This is a genomic window from Oricola nitratireducens, assembly GCF_014904745.1.
Classification (GTDB): Bacteria; Pseudomonadota; Alphaproteobacteria; order Rhizobiales; family Rhizobiaceae; genus Oricola; species Oricola nitratireducens.
On record NZ_JACZCS010000008.1, the window covers coordinates 20,310 to 36,696 of the forward strand.

Genomic DNA, 16,387 nt, shown 5'->3' on the forward strand with positions numbered 1-16,387 from the left:
CTTAGGGCTGGCGACCGCAATGAGGCATATGAAAATGGCACATGTTCCGCTTCCCAATCCGGCCGGTGTCCCGATGCGCTCCGCGGGGCAAGCCGGCGCCGTGGTCGAGGATTCGCCCTTCGGCGAGCTTCCGGAATGGAATCTTTCCGATCTCTATCCGGGGCTGGACGCCCCCGAACTGAAGAGCGACCTGGAAAAAGCCGAACGCGGAGCAGTCGCCTTCGCCGAGGAATGGAAGGGCAAGCTCTCGGTCGCCGCCGCCAATGGCAGCCTCGGCAGGGCGGTCGCGCAGTATGAAGGTTTCGAGGAACTGCTCGGCCGCATCATGGCCTATGCCAGCCTCGTCTATGCCGGCGAGACGGCCGATCCGGTCAAGGCGAAGTTCTACGGCGACATGCAGCAGCGCCTTACTGACATCAGTTCCGACCTGCTGTTCTTCGCGCTCGAACTGAACCGGCTCGAGGACGAGGAAATCGAGCGCGCGCTCGCCGCCGACACGGAGCTGGCGCATTACCGGCCCTGGATCGCGGATCTGCGGATGGAGAAGCCATACCAGCTCGAGGATCGCGTCGAACAGCTGTTCCACGAAAAGTCGCTGACCGGGCGCGGCGCGTTCAACCGTCTCTTCGACGAGACGATGACGGCGCTGCGCTTCGAGGTCGATGGCAAGGAACTGCCGATCGAGCCGACGCTGAACCTTCTGCAGGACCATGTGCGGGCGAACCGCGAAAAGGGTTTCCGCGCGCTTGCGAAAACCTTCTCGGCGCATCTGCCGACCTTCACGCTGATCACCAACACGCTGGCCAAGGACAAGGAAATCTCCGACCGCTGGCGCGGATTCGAGGATATCGCCGACAGCCGGCATCTCGCCAACCGCGTCGAGCGACCGGTGGTCGACGCGCTGACGGCGGCCGTACGCGAGGCCTATCCGCGCATCTCGCATCGCTACTACGCGATGAAGGCGCGCTGGCTCGGCCTCGACGTGCTGGAGCCGTGGGACCGAAACGCGCCGCTGCCGGAAACGCCGCAGGCGGCGATCGGCTGGGTGGAAGCGCAGGAAACCGTGCTGTCGGCCTATGGCGCGTTCTCGCCGGAGATGGCCGACATCGCGCGCCAGTTCTTCGAGAAATCATGGATCGACGCGCCCGCCCGGCCAGGCAAGGCGCCGGGCGCCTTCGCGCATCCGACCGTGCCGTCGGCGCATCCCTATGTGCTGCTCAACTACATGGGCAAGCCGCGCGACGTGATGACGCTGGCGCATGAGCTCGGCCATGGCGTGCACCAGGTGCTGGCCGGCGAGCAGGGCGCGCTGATGGCGCAGACGCCGCTGACACTGGCCGAAACGGCGTCGGTCTTCGGCGAGATGCTGACCTTCCGCTCGATGCTGGAACGCACGCATGAGCGCCGCGAGCGCAAGGCGATGCTGGCGCAGAAGGCGGAGGACATGATCAACACCGTGATCCGCCAGATCGCCTTCTACACGTTCGAGCGCAAGGTTCACACCGAGCGCAGGAACGGCGAACTGACGTCGGAGCAGATCGGCGAATTGTGGATGAGCGTCCAGGGCGAAAGCCTCGGGCCGGCGGTGCGGCTGGAGACCGGCTACGAGACCTTCTGGGCCTATATCCCGCATTTCATCCATTCGCCGTTCTACGTCTACGCCTATGCCTTCGGCGATTGCCTGGTGAACTCGCTCTACGCCGTCTACCAGGACGCCGAATCCGGCTTCCAGGCGAAATATTTCGACATGCTCAGGGCCGGCGGTTCCAAGCACCATTCCGAACTGCTGGCGCCGTTCGGCCTCGACGCGTCCGATCCCGCCTTCTGGAGCAAGGGTCTCAGCGTGATCGAGGGGATTATCGACGAATTGGAGGCGATGGACGCGTGAGACGCATGCGATGACCGCAATTCCGCGCGCCCTCTCCATCGGGCTTTCGCCGCTCGCCGATCCCGCCCGCTGGCTGGAGCCGGACGACCGGCTCGCCGCCCAGCTCGGCGAAAAGGAACGGCTGATCGCGACCTATCCGAAGCAGGTCTTCATGGCCGAACCGGACACGCTCGACGCGCAGCGCGAGATCGATGCGCTGCTGCGGGCGCATCTCGTTGCGGCCTTTCCGCAGACATACCGCGCCGGGGGCGATGCCGTCATCGTCGCCGGACGGCGGGTGGAGCGGACCTCGGGCGACGACCGGGTCCTGCAAAATACGGCGCGTCTGGTCGCCGACGATCTCGTGATCATGCGCAAGCGCGCCGACGGCTGGACGCTTGCCGCCGCGTCGCTATGTTTTCCGACCTTCTGGAATCTGGCCGAGAAATTCGCACGGCCGATCACGGCGATCCATGCACCCGTGCCGGGCTTTTCGGAGGGAACGCGCAACGCCGTGCTGGTCGAGCGCATCTTCGACAAGCTGCAGGTGGGACAGCAGGTGCAACGGTCGAACTGGTCGGTGCACAATGACGGCGAGCTGCACCACATCGAGCCGCACGGCATTCCGATCAACTGCTCGGACGCGGCTACGATGGCGAGACTGTTCCTGCGGCGCGAATACCAGACGCTGACCAAGCTCCCCGCCAGTGGCGACATCCTGTTCACGATCCGGGTGCATACCGATCCGCTGGAGGACATCGAGAGCGTGCCCGGCCGATGCGCGGCGCTGGCCGACCGGCTGATGGAACTCGATGCCGAGGGGCTCGCCTACAAGGGGCTGACTGCGGGACGCGACCGGCTGGTCGGCTATCTCCGGCACGCCGCCGAGGTGGCCTGAACCGACTGCCGGACGAAAAAGCGCCCGACCGGCGCTTGACGGATCGCGCGCCGCCGATTTAACGGGCAATGCGGGCGAAGAGCGCCCGTTCACTTCCCTCTGGCCGGATTGCGTGTACCCGATGGGCAGCCGCCCCGCTCCCTATGTCTTCTTCGGGAACGATTTCGACTCCAGCACGATGCTGTTCGATGCGCCGCGCGACATCGTGACGGCGCGGAACGGGCCGGAACTGAGAGACGCCTTCGCGGTCCTCGAACGCGCGCGCCGGGACGGCTATTGGTCCGCCGGATTCGTCGCCTACGAGGCGGGGTCCCATTTCGACGAGGCGCTTGCGCCGCGCGCGCACGGCAGGGCGATGCGGACACCGCTCCTGTGCTTCGGCCTCTTCGACGGTCCCAAGACCGATCCCGTCGGCGCACGGGACTCGGGCGACGAAGGCGTCTTCCTTTCCGGACTGCGCTCTGACTGGGACCTCGATACCTATGCGGAGAAATTCGCGGTGCTGCACGGCCATCTTCGGGCGGGCAATTGCTACCAGGCGAATCTGACATTTCCGATCCGCGGCGAATGGCGGGGCGATGTCCTCGACGCCTTTCACGGGCTGGCGGCGCGGCAGCCTGCGCGGTATGGCGCCTGCGTCAATCTCTGCGATCCCTGTCTGGTCTCCCGGTCGCCGGAACTGTTCTTCAAGGTCGATCGCGACGGCTGGATCGAGACCCAGCCGATGAAAGGCACGGCGCCGCGGCGGACCGATCCCCGCGCCGACGCGGAGGAAATCCGCAAGCTGAGGGAGGATGCGAAAACGCAGGCCGAGAACCGCATGATCGTCGACCTGCTGCGCAACGACATCTCGCGGATCTCCGAGGTCGGCACGCTCGACGTGCCGGCGCTGTTCGAGGTCGAGACCTACCCGACCCTGCACCAGATGATCAGCCGGGTGCGGGCGAAGCTCCTTCCGGAGACCTCGATCCACGATATTTTCTCGGCGCTGTTTCCCTGCGGATCGATCACCGGTGCGCCGAAGATCGCGGCGATGGAGATCCTCGACGACCTGGAAACCGCGCCGCGCGAAGCCTATTGCGGAGCCATCGGCTATATCGCGCCGGGAGGCGAGATGCGCTTCAATGTTGCCATCCGCACCATCTCGCTTTTTGCGGACGGCGAGGCCGTCTTCAATGTCGGCGGCGGGATCGTCTTCGATTCGGTCGCGGAGGCGGAATATGAGGAAGCGTTGCTGAAGGCGCGTTTCGCTGCGGGGGACAGATGGATTTCGCGTTGATCGAAACCCTGAGACGGGAGCCCGGCGAAGGCTTTATCCGGGGAGACCTGCATCTCGACCGGATGGAAGCGTCGGCGGCGGCGCTCGGCTTTGCCTTCGACAGGGCTCGCGTGCTTTTCGAAATGGAGAAGGTCGCGACAGGCGAAACGCCGCTTCGCGTGCGCCTGGAACTGGCGCGGAACGGCGACGTGACGGTTGCCGCCGCGCCGTTCGATCCGCAACCTCCCGACACGACGTGGTGGGTTGCGATCGCGTCGGCGCGGCTGGATTCGCGGGACGCGCTGCTGCGCCACAAGACGACGCGGCGCGACACCTACGCCGCCGCGCGGGCGGAGTTTTCCGGCGCCGAAGCCGACGAGGTCATTCTGCTCAACGAGGACGGCGCGGCGTGCGAAGGCACGATCACGAACATCTTCGCGCGGTTCGAGCCGAATCGGCCGCTCCTGACGCCGCCGGTTTCCTGCGGGCTGCTGCCGGGCGTGCTCAGGAGGACGCTGCTGGAGAGGGGAGCGGCGAGGGAAGCGACGTTGACGCCCGGCGATCTCGCCGGGGTGTCGGAGCTTTTCTGCGGGAATTCGCTGCGGGGACTGATCCCCGCAGCGCTGATCTGAGCCTTATTCCGGCAGGATGCGCACCGCGCCCTTGTCGGCGGAGGCGGCGAAGGCCGCATAGGCCTTCAGCGCGGTCGAGACATTGCGCTTGCGCGGGCCGGAAGGTTTCCAGCCGGCGGCATCCTGTTCGGCGCGGCGCTTTGCCAGTTCGGCATCGTCCACGGCAAGGTTGATCGTGCGGTTCGGGATGTCGATCTCGATCCTGTCGCCGGCCCTGACGAGGCCGATGGCGCCGCCATTGGCCGCCTCGGGCGAGGCGTGGCCGATGGAGAGACCCGAGGTCCCGCCGGAGAAACGGCCGTCGGTGATCAGCGCGCAGTCCTTTCCGAGGCCCTTCGACTTCAGATAGCTGGTCGGATAGAGCATTTCCTGCATGCCCGGTCCGCCCTTGGGGCCCTCGTAGCGGATGACGACGACGTCGCCGGCCTTGACCTCGTTGCCGAGGATGCCCTTGACCGCCGCGTCCTGGCTTTCGAAAACCACAGCCGGGCCGGAGAATTTCAGGATCGACTCGTCGACGCCGGCGGTCTTCACGATGCAGCCGTCGAGCGCGATGTTGCCATAGAGCACGGCAAGGCCGCCATCCTTCGAGAACGGATTCTCGACCGAGCGGATGACACCCTTTTCGCTGTCGGTGTCGAGTTCGCCCCAGCGTGACGACTGGCTGAAGGCGACCTGGGTCGGCACGCCGCCGGGCGCGGCCTTGAAGAATTCGCGCACCGATTCCGAGTTGGTGCGGGTGATGTCCCACCGGTCGATGGCGTCGCCCAAGGTGGCTGCGTGCACGGTCGGGCAATCGCGATGGATCAGGCCGCCGCGCTCGAGCTCACCGAGAATGCGCATGATACCGCCCGCGCGGTGGACGTCCTCCATGTGCACGTCGCTCTTGGCGGGCGCCACCTTCGAGAGGCACGGCACCCGGCGCGACAGCCGGTCGATGTCGTCCAGGGTGAAATCGATTTCGCCCTCATATGCGGCCGCGAGGATATGCAGCACCGTGTTGGTCGAACCGCCCATGGCGATGTCGAGCGACATGGCGTTCTCGAACGCTTCCTTCGAGGCGACATTGCGCGGCAGGACGCTTTCGTCCTCCTGCTCGTAGTAGCGCCGCGCCAGATCGACGATCTGGTGTCCGGCCTCGACGAAGAGGCGCTTGCGGTCGGAATGGGTGGCCAGCGTCGAGCCGTTACCGGGCAGGGACAGGCCGAGCGCCTCGGTCAGGCAGTTCATCGAGTTGGCCGTGAACATGCCGGAGCAGGAACCGCAGGTCGGGCAGGCGGACCGCTCGATCGCCTGCACTTCCGCATCCGTGACCTTGTCGTCGGCGGCGGCGACCATGGCGTCGATCAGGTCGAGCGCCTGGGTCTTGCCGTTCAGAACCACCTTGCCGGCCTCCATCGGACCGCCGGACACGAAGATCGCCGGGATGTTGAGGCGCAACGCGGCATTCAGCATGCCGGGCGTGATCTTGTCGCAGTTGGAGATGCAGACCATGGCGTCGGCGCAGTGCGCGTTGACCATGTATTCGACCGAGTCGGCGATGATCTCGCGTGACGGCAGCGAATAGAGCATGCCGTCATGGCCCATGGCGATGCCATCATCGACCGCGATGGTGTTGAATTCCTTGGCGACGCCGCCGGCGGCCTCGATCTCGCGGGCCACCAGCTGGCCCATGTCCTTCAGGTGAACATGGCCCGGCACGAACTGGGTGAAGGAATTGACCACCGCGATGATCGGCTTGCCGAAATCGCCGTCCTTCATGCCGGTGGCGCGCCAGAGGCCACGGGCGCCGGCCATGTTGCGGCCATGAGTGGTGGTGCGGGAACGATAGGCGGGCATGTCGAAATCCTGTTCTTGCAATTCCTCGTGCGGGGCAAATAGCGCGGATTTGCCGCGACAGAAAGGGATTCATTGCGCAATCCGCGGCGCAACGGCACATTGCCGGGTGCGTTTTTCCTTTATTGTGACAGTCGCGTGTGATTTAGCGGCACCCATCGACAGGGTCAGAGTACGGGGAGCCTATCCGAAATGGCGAAAGAGAAATGGCCGGTATACGGCGAAATCACCGGTCCAATCGTGATGATCGGTTTCGGCTCGATCGGCCGTGGCACGCTGCCGCTCATCGAGCGGCATTTCTCCTATGACAAGGACCGGTTCATCGTCATCGAACCGCGCGGCGACGAAACCCTGAACGGACTGATGGAAGAACACGGGCTCCGGCATGTCCAGGCGGCGTTGACCGAGGAAAACTACAAGGACATCCTGAAGCCGCTTCTCACCGAAGGCGGCGGTCAGGGGTTCTGCGTCAACCTCTCCGTCGACACGTCCTCGCTCGACATCATGAAATACTGCCGCGAACTCGGCGCGCTCTATATCGACACCGTCGTCGAGCCGTGGCTCGGCTTCTATTTCGACGAGAAGGCCGACAATTCGACGCGCACCAACTACGCGCTGCGCGAAACCGTGCGCAAGGAGAAGTGCAAGCATCCGGGCGGCACGACCGCGGTCTCGTGCTGCGGCGCCAATCCGGGCATGGTCTCCTGGTTCGTCAAGCAGGCATTGGTCAATCTTGCGCGCGATATCGGCCTCGACTTCACCGAGCCGAAAACGGACGACCGCGAGGGCTGGGCGAAGCTGATGAAGAAGGCCGGGGTCAAGGGCATCCACATCGCCGAGCGCGACACGCAGCGTTCCAAGACGCCGAAGGAGCCGGACGAGTTTTCCAACACCTGGTCGGTGGAGGGCTTCATCGCCGAGGGACTGCAGCCGGCCGAACTCGGCTGGGGCACGCATGAGGACTGGAAGCCGAAAAACGCGCACAAGCACAAGAAGGGCTGCAAGGCCGCGATCTGGCTCGACCAGCCGGGCGCGTCGACCCGGGTGCGGACATGGTGCCCGACGCCCGGCGCCCAGTACGGCTTCCTCGTCACCCACAACGAGGCAATCTCGATCTCGGATTTCTTCACGGCGCATAACCGGAAGGGCGAGGTGACCTTCCGTCCGACCTGCCACTACGCCTATCACCCGTGTAACAACGCCGTCTTGTCGCTGCACGAGATGTTCGGCCAGGCCGGAAAACCGCAGTCGCAGTTCAACGTCATGGACGAGAACGAACTCTATGACGGCATCGACGAACTGGGCGTGCTGCTCTACGGCCACAAGAAGAATGCCTACTGGTACGGATCGCAGCTCTCGGTGGAGGAAACCCGCAAGCTCGCGCCGTATCAGAACGCGACCGGCTTGCAGGTGACGTCGGCCGTGCTCGCCGGCATGGTGTGGGCACTCGAAAATCCCGAGGCCGGCATCGTCGAAACCGACGAGATGGACTACAAGCGCTGCCTGGAAGTGCAGACGCCCTATCTCGGGCCGGTCAAGGGTTACTACACGGACTGGACGCCGCTTTCGGACCGGCCGGGGCTGTTTCCCGAAGATGTCGACAAAGGCGATCCGTGGCAGTTCCGCAACGTACTTGTGCATTGACGGAACAAACGCGGAGATGGCGCGTTGAAAGGCAATATGACTTCAACCTATTCAGAAAGTGTCGTAAATTGGCACAGCTGATATTCGCTCAAACTTATTCTTGCCCAGGGGTAACCGCATGACTTTCCGTTCAAACGCCAAAATCGCCGCGCTCGGCGCCAGCTTCGTCGCGCTCGCAGCGCTGGGCGGATGCGTCATGGATGCACCCGGGCCGGGATATAACTATTCCGCGCGTTCGGGCGCCGTCGAAGGCAACTGGAGCGATACCGGAGGCGTCGCCACATCGAGTTTCACGAACGGCGTCTTCACCACATTCGCCAACGACACGGGCAACCGGCTCGCCGAGGGCAGCTATCGCTATGTCGATTCGCGCAGCATCGAGATCGATTTCACCTCGCTGGTGCGCCAGCAGCAGGTGCGCGCGAACTGCATCGTCGTCAATCCGAGCCAGATGAACTGCACCAACGACGCCGGTTCGCAGTTCACGCTGGTGCGCCGCGGCGCCATCGGCTGACGCGCCCTTCCGGGCAACATCCTGCCGTTTCTCCAAGGCTTTGGCGTTTCGTTGTGAAAGCGCCTTGCCAAGCGCCGCGCACAATGGAAACATCGTCGCAGCGGCCGCTTTCGCATGTTCGTCACGCGACAATGCGATGAGCGGGCCATGCGGCGTTCCACGACCCCGGCGCGCCGGTCAATGAGGGAGAACACAATGAAACGATTGCTGAAACTCGCCGCTTTGAGCGTGTCGGTTCTTGCGGTCGGCACGGCAACCGCCAGCGCCGACTACACGCTGAACATCCTGCACATGAACGACTTCCACTCGCGCATCGAATCGATCAACAAATACGATTCGACCTGCGGCGCGGAGGACGAGACCGAAGGCAAATGCTTCGGCGGCGTCGCCCGGATGGTCACCGCCGTGGCGGATGCCCGCAAGCGGCTCGACGGCCAGAACGTGCTGTTCCTGAACGCCGGCGACAACTTCCAGGGATCGCTTTTCTACACGACCTACAAGGGCGCGGCCGAAGCCGAGTTCCTCAACAAGATGGCCGTCGACGTGATGACCGTGGGCAACCACGAGTTCGACGACGGCGAACCGGGTCTCGCCACGTTCCTCGACAAGGTCGAATTCCCGGTCGTGTCGGCCAATATTCTCGCCAGCTACAAGTCGGCGCTCGGCGACCGCATCAAGCCCTATGTGATCCTGGAGCGCGGCGGCGAAAAGATCGGCATCGTCGGCGCGGTGGCCAATGACACCGACGAATTGTCGTCGCCGGGCGAAAACGTGGTGATCGCCGAAGACGTCGCCTCGATCACCGCCGCGGTCAACGACCTCGTCGGCCAGGGCATCAACAAGATCATTGCGCTGACCCATGTCGGCTATCCGCGCGACCTCGAAGCCATCGCCAAGATCCCGGGCGTCGACGTGGTCGTCGGCGGTCACAGCCACACGCTGCTGTCGAACACCGACGAAAAGGCACTCGGGCCCTATCCGACCTGGGTCGACAATCCGGTCGGCTACAAGGTGCCGGTCGTCCAGGCCTACGCCTATTCGAAATATCTCGGCGATGTCGTGGTGACTTTCTCCGATATCGGCCTGGTCAAGGAAGCCTCGGGCGATCCGATCCTGCTCGACGCATCGGTGACGCCCGACGAGGCGACGCTGGCGCGCGTCAAGGAACTGGGCGCTCCGATCGAGGAACTGAAGAACAAGGTGATCGGCGAGACCGCCGACGCGATCGAGGGCAGCCGCGAAGTCTGCCGCGCGATGGAATGCTCGATGGGCAATCTCGTCGCCGACGCGATGCTCGACCGGACGAAGGACCAGGGCATCCAGATCGCGATCCAGAACGGCGGCGGTTTGCGCGCCTCCATCGACGCCGGCGAGGTGACGATGGGCGAAGTGCTGACGGTGCTGCCGTTCCAGAACACGGTGGCGACGTTCCAGTTGAAGGGGGCCGACGTCGTCGCGGCGCTCGAAAACGGCGTCAGCCAGATCGCCGACGGGGCAGGCCGCTTCCCGCAGGTCGCAGGCCTGAAATTCACCTTCGACGAGAATGCGGAACCCGGCTCGCGGGTTTCCAACGTCATGGTCGCGGACGGCAGCGGCGGCTTCGCGCCGATCGATCCGGATGCCACCTACGGCGTCGTTTCCAACAACTTCATGCGCGCGGGCGGCGACGGCTATTCCGTCTTCAAGACCGAGGGCATGAAAGCCTATGACTTCGGTCCGGGGCTCGAAGAGGTGGTCGCGACCTATATCGCCGACCACAGCCCGTACAAGCCCTATACGGACGGCCGCATCCAGTCCGCCGCCATGGAGGAAAAGCCCGCCATGGAAGAGAAACCGGCGATGGAAGAAAAGCCCGCTATGGAAGAAAAGCCGGCCATGGAGCCCGAGGTGAAGATCGAGGTGCCACAGACCGGGCTTTCCGCCGGTTCGCTTTCCACGGAAGGGCCGATGGTGCCCGCGCCCGAAGGCATGGAAATGAAAAAGGCCGATGGCGAGATGATGGAAGCCAGGAAGCACGTCATCGTTTCCGGCGACAACTTCTGGAATCTCGCCAAGAAATATTACGGCGATGCGACGATGTGGAGGAAGATCGACGAAGCCAATCCGGGCATGCGCAAGCGCGGCCTGAAAATCGGAACCGAACTGACCATTCCGAACTGAGGACGGCATTTTCGAAACCACGAGGGCGCGGGCAACAACCCGCGCCCTTTTTCGTTCCGGCGGAGGGCAATGCGTCGCCATCCGGCATTGAATTTGCGGCGTTTGCGGCTAGGTTCCACCGCCAAAGGAACGAGACGATGAACATCACGACCAAGATCGACCGCGACGAGGCGAGGGCGGTGGGACCGCTGCCGCCGGACCACCCGCCGGTGAAGATCCAGAAGATCGGCGTCCTGCTGGTCAATCTCGGCACGCCGGACGCGACCGACACCAAGTCGATGCGGCGCTATCTGAAGGAGTTCCTGACCGACAAGCGGGTGATCGAGTGGCCGAAGCCGGTCTGGTATCCGATCCTGTTCGGCATCGTGCTCAGAACCCGTCCGGGCAAGGTCGGCAAGGCCTATGAGACGATCTGGAACAAGGAGCTCGACGAGAGCTATCTGCGCACCTACACGCGGTCGCAGGCCGAAAAGCTGGGCGCGGCGCTTGAAGGACATCCCGAGGTGATCACCGACTGGGGGATGCGCTACGGTAATCCGTCGATCGATTCCCGCATCACGGCGCTGCGCGAGCAGGGCTGCGACCGCATTCTCGTCTTCCCGCTCTACCCGCAATATTCGGCGGCGACGACGGCAACCGTGAACGACAAGGTGTTCGAATCGCTGATGGCGACGCGGTTCATGCCGGCGGTGCGCACGGTTCCGGCCTATCACGACGAGCCGGTCTATATCGAGGCGCTGGCGCGCTCCATCGAGCAGCATCTGGCGACGATCGATTTCGAGCCGGAGAAGGTCATCGCGTCCTATCACGGCATTCCGCAGAGCTATTTCAAGCGCGGCGACCCGTATCATTGCCATTGCCAGAAGACGTCGCGCCTGCTCGAGCAGCGGCTCGGCTGGGAAAAGGGGCGATTGCTGACCTGCTTCCAGTCGCGGTTCGGGCCGGAGGAATGGCTGCAGCCCTATACGGACAAGACGATAGAGGAACTGGCGAAGGACGGCGTGAAATCGCTTGCCGTGTTCAATCCCGGTTTCGTGTCGGATTGCCTGGAGACGCTGGAGGAGATCGCCGTCGAAGGCGGCGAGATCTTCCACGAACATGGCGGCAAGAACTTCACCCACATCCCGTGCCTGAACGATTCCGACGAGGGCATGGCGGTGATCGAGGCGATGGTGCGGCGGGAACTGCAGGGCTGGATTTAGGCGTCCGCATTCAAGCCGATATCGTAATCACCGGTTTACGTCCCCATATTAAAGACAAGATGACGTAATGCCGCTTGCGGCGTCTGGAGGGCTTGATGTTCGGTGGTCTCGATATTGCCATTGCGGTTTTTGCCGCGCTTGTTGTCATCCTGCTGTTTGCGGCGATCAAGACCGTGCCGCAGGGATTTGCCTATACGGTCGAGCGGTTCGGGAAATATACCCGTACGCTGGATCCCGGTCTCAACATCATCGTTCCGTTCTTCGACCGCATCGGTTCGAAGATGAACATGATGGAACAGGTGCTCGATGTTCCGACACAGGTCGTGATCACGCGCGACAACGCGTCCGTCGAGGCGGATGGCGTCTGCTTCTACCAGGTGATGAACGCGCCGAAGGCGGCCTATCAGGTCTCCGGACTCGAAAACGCCATCCTCAACCTGACGATGACCAATATCCGCTCCGTGATGGGCTCGATGGATCTCGACGAATTGCTGTCGAACCGCGACGCGATCAACACGCGGCTGTTGCGCGTCGTCGACGAGGCCGGCAGTCCGTGGGGCATCAAGATCACCCGTATCGAGATCAAGGACATCAATCCGCCATCCGACCTGATCGAATCAATGGGCCGGCAGATGAAGGCCGAACGCGACAAGCGCGCCGAGATTCTCGAGGCCGAAGGCGCGCGGCAGGCGCAGATCCTGCGCGCCGAAGGCATGAAGCAGGCGGCGATCCTGCAGGCGGAAGGCGAGCGCGAAGCGGCCTATCGCGAGGCGGAGGCGCGCGAACGTCTCGCCGAAGCCGAAGCCAACGCGACGCGCTCGGTCTCCGAGGCGATCGCCGACGGCTCGACCCAGGCGATCAACTATTTCGTCGCGCAGAAATATACCGAGGCGTTGCAGGCGATCGGCTCCGCGCCGAACCAGAAGATAGTGCTGATGCCGATGGAAGCCGCGTCGCTGATCGGATCGCTCGGCGGGATCGGCGCGATCGCCAGGGAAGTGTTCGGCGACAATGCGGAACCGGCAACCCAGAGCCGCAGCCGCACGGTGCCCGCCACGCGCCAGCCGCCGCCCGTGGGCGACCGGTCGTAAGGCGCGGAGAGCGGACATGATCCTCGATCTTCTACACGAATTCGGCGGCTGGAGCTGGATCATTCTCGGGCTGATCCTGCTCGGGCTGGAAATCCTCGCGCCCGGCATCTTCTTCCTGTGGCTCGGGGCCGCCGCCCTCGTCGTCGGGGCGATCTCGCTCGTCGTCTGGGGACTTGGCGCCGAACTCTGGGTCTGGCAGGTGCAGGTGCTCGCCTTCCTGATCCTGTCCGTCGTTCTCGCCTATTCCGGACGCTCGTGGCTTTCGCGCAACGAGGGACCGAGCGACGAACCGCTGCTCAACGACCGCGTGGGGCAGCTTGTCGGCCAGACGGCGACGCTGGAGCAGCCGATCGTCAACGGCGTCGGCCATGTGCGGCTCGGCGATACGCTGTGGCGCGTGAAGGGGCCGGACATGCCGGCCGGCACGAAAGTCCGGATTTCGGGCGGCAATTCGGACCGGCTCGACGTCGAGGGCGTCTGAACGCCGTCAGGCCGCGCCGACTCGCAGCAAGTCATGCAGGTGAACGATGCCGACCGGCTTGCCGGCGTCGACCACCATCAGGGCGGTAATCGACGAAGTGTTGACGATGGTCAGCGCGGAAGCGACCAGCATATCGCCGGTAATTGTCTTGGGATTCGTCGTCATGACGTCGTCGACGCTCATCGACAGGAGGTCGGAATCGATGTGACGGCGCAAGTCGCCGTCCGTGATGATACCGCGAAGCTTTCCGCCACCATCTATGACGCCGACGCAACCGAAACCCTTTTCCGAGATGCGCATGATCGCTTCTCGCATGCTCGTACCGACGGCCACCAGCGGCAAGCGGTCCCCGGTATGCATGATCTCGCTGACATGCATGAGGCTCGCCCCGAGCTTGCCGCCCGGATGGAAGGTGCGGAAATCCGACGCGCTGAAACCGCGGCTTTCCAGGAGCGCGACGGCAAGCGCGTCGCTGAGCGCGAGCTGCATCAGCGTCGAGGTCGTCGGCGCCAGACCGTGCGGGCAGGCTTCCTCGGCCTTCGGCAGGGTGAGGACGATGTCGGCCTCGCGCGCCAGCGTGGAACTCGCGCCGGCGGTGATCGCGATCAGCGGGATTTCGAAGCGGCGCGAATAACGCAGGATGCCGCTCAGTTCCTGGGTTTCGCCCGACCAGGACATGGCGACGATCGCGTCGTCGCGGGCGATCATGCCGAGATCGCCGTGATTGGCTTCGGCGGGATGGACGAAGAAGGCCGGCGTTCCGGTCGAGGCCAGCGTCGCGGCCATTTTCGACCCGATATGACCGCTCTTGCCGACGCCGGTGACGATCACCCTGCCGGTGATTTTCCGGATGACGCCGATCGCCTGCATGAACGGTTCGCCAAGGCCGTTGCCGATCGCCGACGCAAGGGCTTCCAGCCCCTTCTGTTCGAAGGAGAGCGTCTTCAGGGCGGACACGACCGGCTCGGCCAAAGGCTCCATTTTATGCGCTTTGCTGTTCATTGCCGACCGCTACTCCACTGCCGCCGTTTTGTCCATGAACTATGCTGCCGCAGGCCGGCGCGGCCGGCCGAATACGCACAGTTTCCCTCTTTTCCTAAGCATTCATTAACCGTGGCTGTTTAGGTTTCGGTAAGGAAAAAACGAGGTGACAGGCCGTGCCGACGGTCCCTATCAGGACGCATCCGATCCGGCGATGGCGCCGGGCGCGCGCCGCGCTGCTTTGCGGCGTGGCGATGGCTGTCGCGCAGGTCCTGCCGGCGGATGCACAGACGCTTGGCGCGCTGCGCGGCGATGTCGGCGACCCGGCCTTGACGGCGACCGACGGCACCGTCACGGGGACAGCCGGGCAGGGCATTTCGTCGCCGACCTACCAGACACTCGATACGGGCGCAGCCGCGGACGGAACGACCGCAGCGTCTACGGACGGGACCGACGATCTCGATTTCGGCACGACGGCTTCGACAACCGCCGTTCCGGCGGCAAAGCCGGTCCCGCAAAGCGAAATCCCCGAGCCGGCAACGCGCGTGCTTCCCGCGCAGCGCATCGGCCCGGTCCAGGGCCAGGGCGTGGCGCCGGAGGACGATCCGTTCGCCGCGACCGGCGTCCGGCTCGGTAGCTTCATCCTGCGTCCGACGGTGGAACTGGGGCTGACGGGGAAGCGCGAAACCACGACGTCCGAAAGTGGCGCGCCGCCCGTCGTCAGCGAATATACTTCGAACTCGCTGCTTGCTGATTCCTCGCTGCGGCTGCAGCTCGATTCCGACTGGGCGCGGCATGCGCTGAACGTGACCGCCTACGGACGGCTGCAGCGCACCGTCCAGAACGGCAACGACCTGACGCCCGAACTGGCGATCGACGGCACGGGCCGGTTCGATATCGGCCGCGACACGACGCTGACCGGTTCGCTCGGCTACAACTACGATCTCGACGACGCGCAGTCGGCCGCCTATCTCGCGGCGACGGACCCGGCGCTGGTTCCCGCCGTGACTGGCACCAACGATCCGGTGACGCAGACCTTCGACGGATCGCTGGCGCTGCGGCACGATTTCGGCAAGCTCTACGGGCAGACGGAGATCGCGGCGACCCGCGAACTCTACGGCGCGGCCGATCTGAGCAACGGCACGAGCGTTTCGCAGAGCGATCTCGACAACACCGTCTATGACGGAAAGCTGCGCGCCGGTTTCGAGCTTTCGCCGGCATTGGCGCCCTTCGTCGAGGCTTCCTACGGCATTCGCCGCATGGACAGCATTCCCGACAGCGGCGGCCTCGACCGCAATGCGACGCGCTACGGTCTGAAAGTCGGAACCGCGATCGATCTCGGCGAGAAACTGAACGGCGAAATCGCCGCCGGCTACATCCGCGAAGACATCGCCGACCCGGCGCTGGAAGATCTCGCCGGCCTTGCGGTCGACGCGTCTTTGAACTGGTCGCCGCGCCGCGAGACCGATGTCAGCCTCGGGCTGTCCACGTCGACGGAAACGAGTGGCACGGCCGGCGCAAGCGGAGCGCTGCTTTACGCGGCGGACCTCGGCGTGACGCATCGGATACGCGCCAATCTGACAGCGGAGGCGGGACTTGGCGCCGATTATCGCGACTCGCATGGCGAGGCGGACGAGTTCACGCTCTCGGCAAGCGCGGCGCTAACCTACTGGTTCAACCGGTTCGCCGGTTTGACGACGCGGATCGGCCACGAGCAGACAATGAGTACGGAGCCGACGAACCGCTCGAAAAAGACAACCGCATTCATCGGTCTGCGGTTGCAACGCTGACCGGCGAATGCCGAAATTATGCCACCTAGTCGG

At 64.3% G+C, this 16,387-nt stretch carries 13 protein-coding genes; 11 read left to right on the forward strand and 2 right to left on the reverse strand.

Features of this window, described 5'->3' with window-relative positions; translation table 11 throughout:
* Positions 1-73 precede the first annotated feature (73 nt).
* From IG169_RS04285 to IG169_RS04300, 4 genes are all read left to right on the forward strand, one after another.
* Entirely contained in the window at positions 74-1,888 is a 1,815-nt protein-coding gene (locus IG169_RS04285) for a M3 family oligoendopeptidase (RefSeq protein WP_246717143.1), read from the forward strand.
* Positions 1,889-1,898: 10 nt separating this feature from the next.
* Positions 1,899-2,765, forward strand: a complete 867-nt coding sequence (locus IG169_RS04290; protein WP_193174930.1) for a heme-dependent oxidative N-demethylase family protein — start codon at positions 1,899-1,901, stop codon at positions 2,763-2,765.
* Between the two features lie 121 nt (positions 2,766-2,886).
* Positions 2,887-4,044 (forward strand): aminodeoxychorismate synthase component I, encoded by a 1,158-nt coding sequence (locus IG169_RS04295; protein ID WP_193174931.1) that lies wholly within the window; start codon positions 2,887-2,889, stop codon positions 4,042-4,044.
* The gene (locus tag IG169_RS04300; RefSeq protein WP_193174932.1) at positions 4,029-4,655 is read left to right on the forward strand and encodes an aminotransferase class IV family protein; all 627 of its coding nucleotides are present in this window, start codon (positions 4,029-4,031) and stop codon (positions 4,653-4,655) included. Before IG169_RS04295 ends, IG169_RS04300 begins: the two co-directional genes overlap by 16 nt.
* A gap of 3 nt (positions 4,656-4,658) precedes the next feature.
* On the opposite strand, the gene ilvD is transcribed toward IG169_RS04300, so the two are convergent.
* A complete protein-coding gene (gene ilvD, locus IG169_RS04305) occupies positions 4,659-6,494 on the reverse strand; it encodes a dihydroxy-acid dehydratase (RefSeq protein WP_193174933.1) in 1,836 nt (611 codons plus the stop codon).
* Positions 6,495-6,683: 189 nt separating this feature from the next.
* On the opposite strand from ilvD, the gene IG169_RS04310 reads away from it, so the two are divergent.
* From IG169_RS04310 to IG169_RS04335, 6 genes are all read left to right on the forward strand, one after another.
* Positions 6,684-8,135, forward strand: a complete 1,452-nt coding sequence (locus tag IG169_RS04310; RefSeq protein WP_193174934.1) for a homospermidine synthase — start codon at positions 6,684-6,686, stop codon at positions 8,133-8,135.
* Positions 8,136-8,253: 118 nt separating this feature from the next.
* On the forward strand, positions 8,254-8,649 hold the full coding sequence (gene omp10 / locus IG169_RS04315) for an outer membrane lipoprotein Omp10 (protein WP_193174935.1): 396 nt from the start codon (positions 8,254-8,256) through the stop codon (positions 8,647-8,649).
* Positions 8,650-8,844: 195 nt separating this feature from the next.
* Complete coding sequence (locus IG169_RS04320; protein ID WP_193174936.1) at positions 8,845-10,809, forward strand: 5'-nucleotidase C-terminal domain-containing protein; 1,965 nt, start codon at positions 8,845-8,847, stop codon at positions 10,807-10,809.
* 137 nt (positions 10,810-10,946) lie between these two features.
* On the forward strand, positions 10,947-12,011 hold the full coding sequence (gene hemH, locus IG169_RS04325; RefSeq protein WP_193174937.1) for a ferrochelatase: 1,065 nt from the start codon (positions 10,947-10,949) through the stop codon (positions 12,009-12,011).
* 95 nt (positions 12,012-12,106) lie between these two features.
* Positions 12,107-13,102, forward strand: a complete 996-nt coding sequence (locus IG169_RS04330; protein ID WP_193174938.1) for an SPFH domain-containing protein — start codon at positions 12,107-12,109, stop codon at positions 13,100-13,102.
* Positions 13,103-13,118: 16 nt separating this feature from the next.
* On the forward strand, positions 13,119-13,583 hold the full coding sequence (locus IG169_RS04335) for an NfeD family protein (RefSeq protein WP_193174939.1): 465 nt from the start codon (positions 13,119-13,121) through the stop codon (positions 13,581-13,583).
* A 6-nt stretch (positions 13,584-13,589) separates the two neighbouring features.
* Here IG169_RS04335 and IG169_RS04340 read toward each other — a convergent pair whose 3' ends face one another.
* Positions 13,590-14,585, reverse strand: coding sequence for a KpsF/GutQ family sugar-phosphate isomerase (locus tag IG169_RS04340; protein WP_193174940.1), 996 nt, complete (start codon positions 14,583-14,585; stop codon positions 13,590-13,592).
* A gap of 155 nt (positions 14,586-14,740) precedes the next feature.
* Between IG169_RS04340 and IG169_RS04345 the strand changes: the two genes are divergently transcribed.
* The gene (locus IG169_RS04345) at positions 14,741-16,354 is read left to right on the forward strand and encodes an outer membrane beta-barrel protein (RefSeq protein ID WP_193174941.1); all 1,614 of its coding nucleotides are present in this window, start codon (positions 14,741-14,743) and stop codon (positions 16,352-16,354) included.
* The last annotated feature ends 33 nt before the right edge of the window (positions 16,355-16,387 follow it).

What these genes read in the sequence shown, in the direction of transcription:
- IG169_RS04295 (WP_193174931.1), top strand. Translation starts at nt 2,887, where the DNA reads ATGGGCAGCCGCCCCGCTCCCTATGTCTTCTTCGGGAACGATTTCGAC.
- IG169_RS04320 (WP_193174936.1), top strand. Translation starts at nt 8,845, where the DNA reads ATGAAACGATTGCTGAAACTCGCCGCTTTGAGCGTGTCGGTTCTTGCG.
- IG169_RS04290 (WP_193174930.1), top strand. Translation starts at nt 1,899, where the DNA reads ATGACCGCAATTCCGCGCGCCCTCTCCATCGGGCTTTCGCCGCTCGCC.
- hemH (WP_193174937.1), top strand. Translation starts at nt 10,947, where the DNA reads ATGAACATCACGACCAAGATCGACCGCGACGAGGCGAGGGCGGTGGGA.
- IG169_RS04335 (WP_193174939.1), top strand. Translation starts at nt 13,119, where the DNA reads ATGATCCTCGATCTTCTACACGAATTCGGCGGCTGGAGCTGGATCATT.
- ilvD (WP_193174933.1), bottom strand. Translation starts at nt 6,494, where the DNA reads ATGCCCGCCTATCGTTCCCGCACCACCACTCATGGCCGCAACATGGCC.
- IG169_RS04300 (WP_193174932.1), top strand. Translation starts at nt 4,029, where the DNA reads ATGGATTTCGCGTTGATCGAAACCCTGAGACGGGAGCCCGGCGAAGGC.
- IG169_RS04330 (WP_193174938.1), top strand. Translation starts at nt 12,107, where the DNA reads ATGTTCGGTGGTCTCGATATTGCCATTGCGGTTTTTGCCGCGCTTGTT.
- omp10 (WP_193174935.1), top strand. Translation starts at nt 8,254, where the DNA reads ATGACTTTCCGTTCAAACGCCAAAATCGCCGCGCTCGGCGCCAGCTTC.
- IG169_RS04285 (WP_246717143.1), top strand. Translation starts at nt 74, where the DNA reads ATGCGCTCCGCGGGGCAAGCCGGCGCCGTGGTCGAGGATTCGCCCTTC.
- IG169_RS04340 (WP_193174940.1), bottom strand. Translation starts at nt 14,585, where the DNA reads ATGAACAGCAAAGCGCATAAAATGGAGCCTTTGGCCGAGCCGGTCGTG.
- IG169_RS04310 (WP_193174934.1), top strand. Translation starts at nt 6,684, where the DNA reads ATGGCGAAAGAGAAATGGCCGGTATACGGCGAAATCACCGGTCCAATC.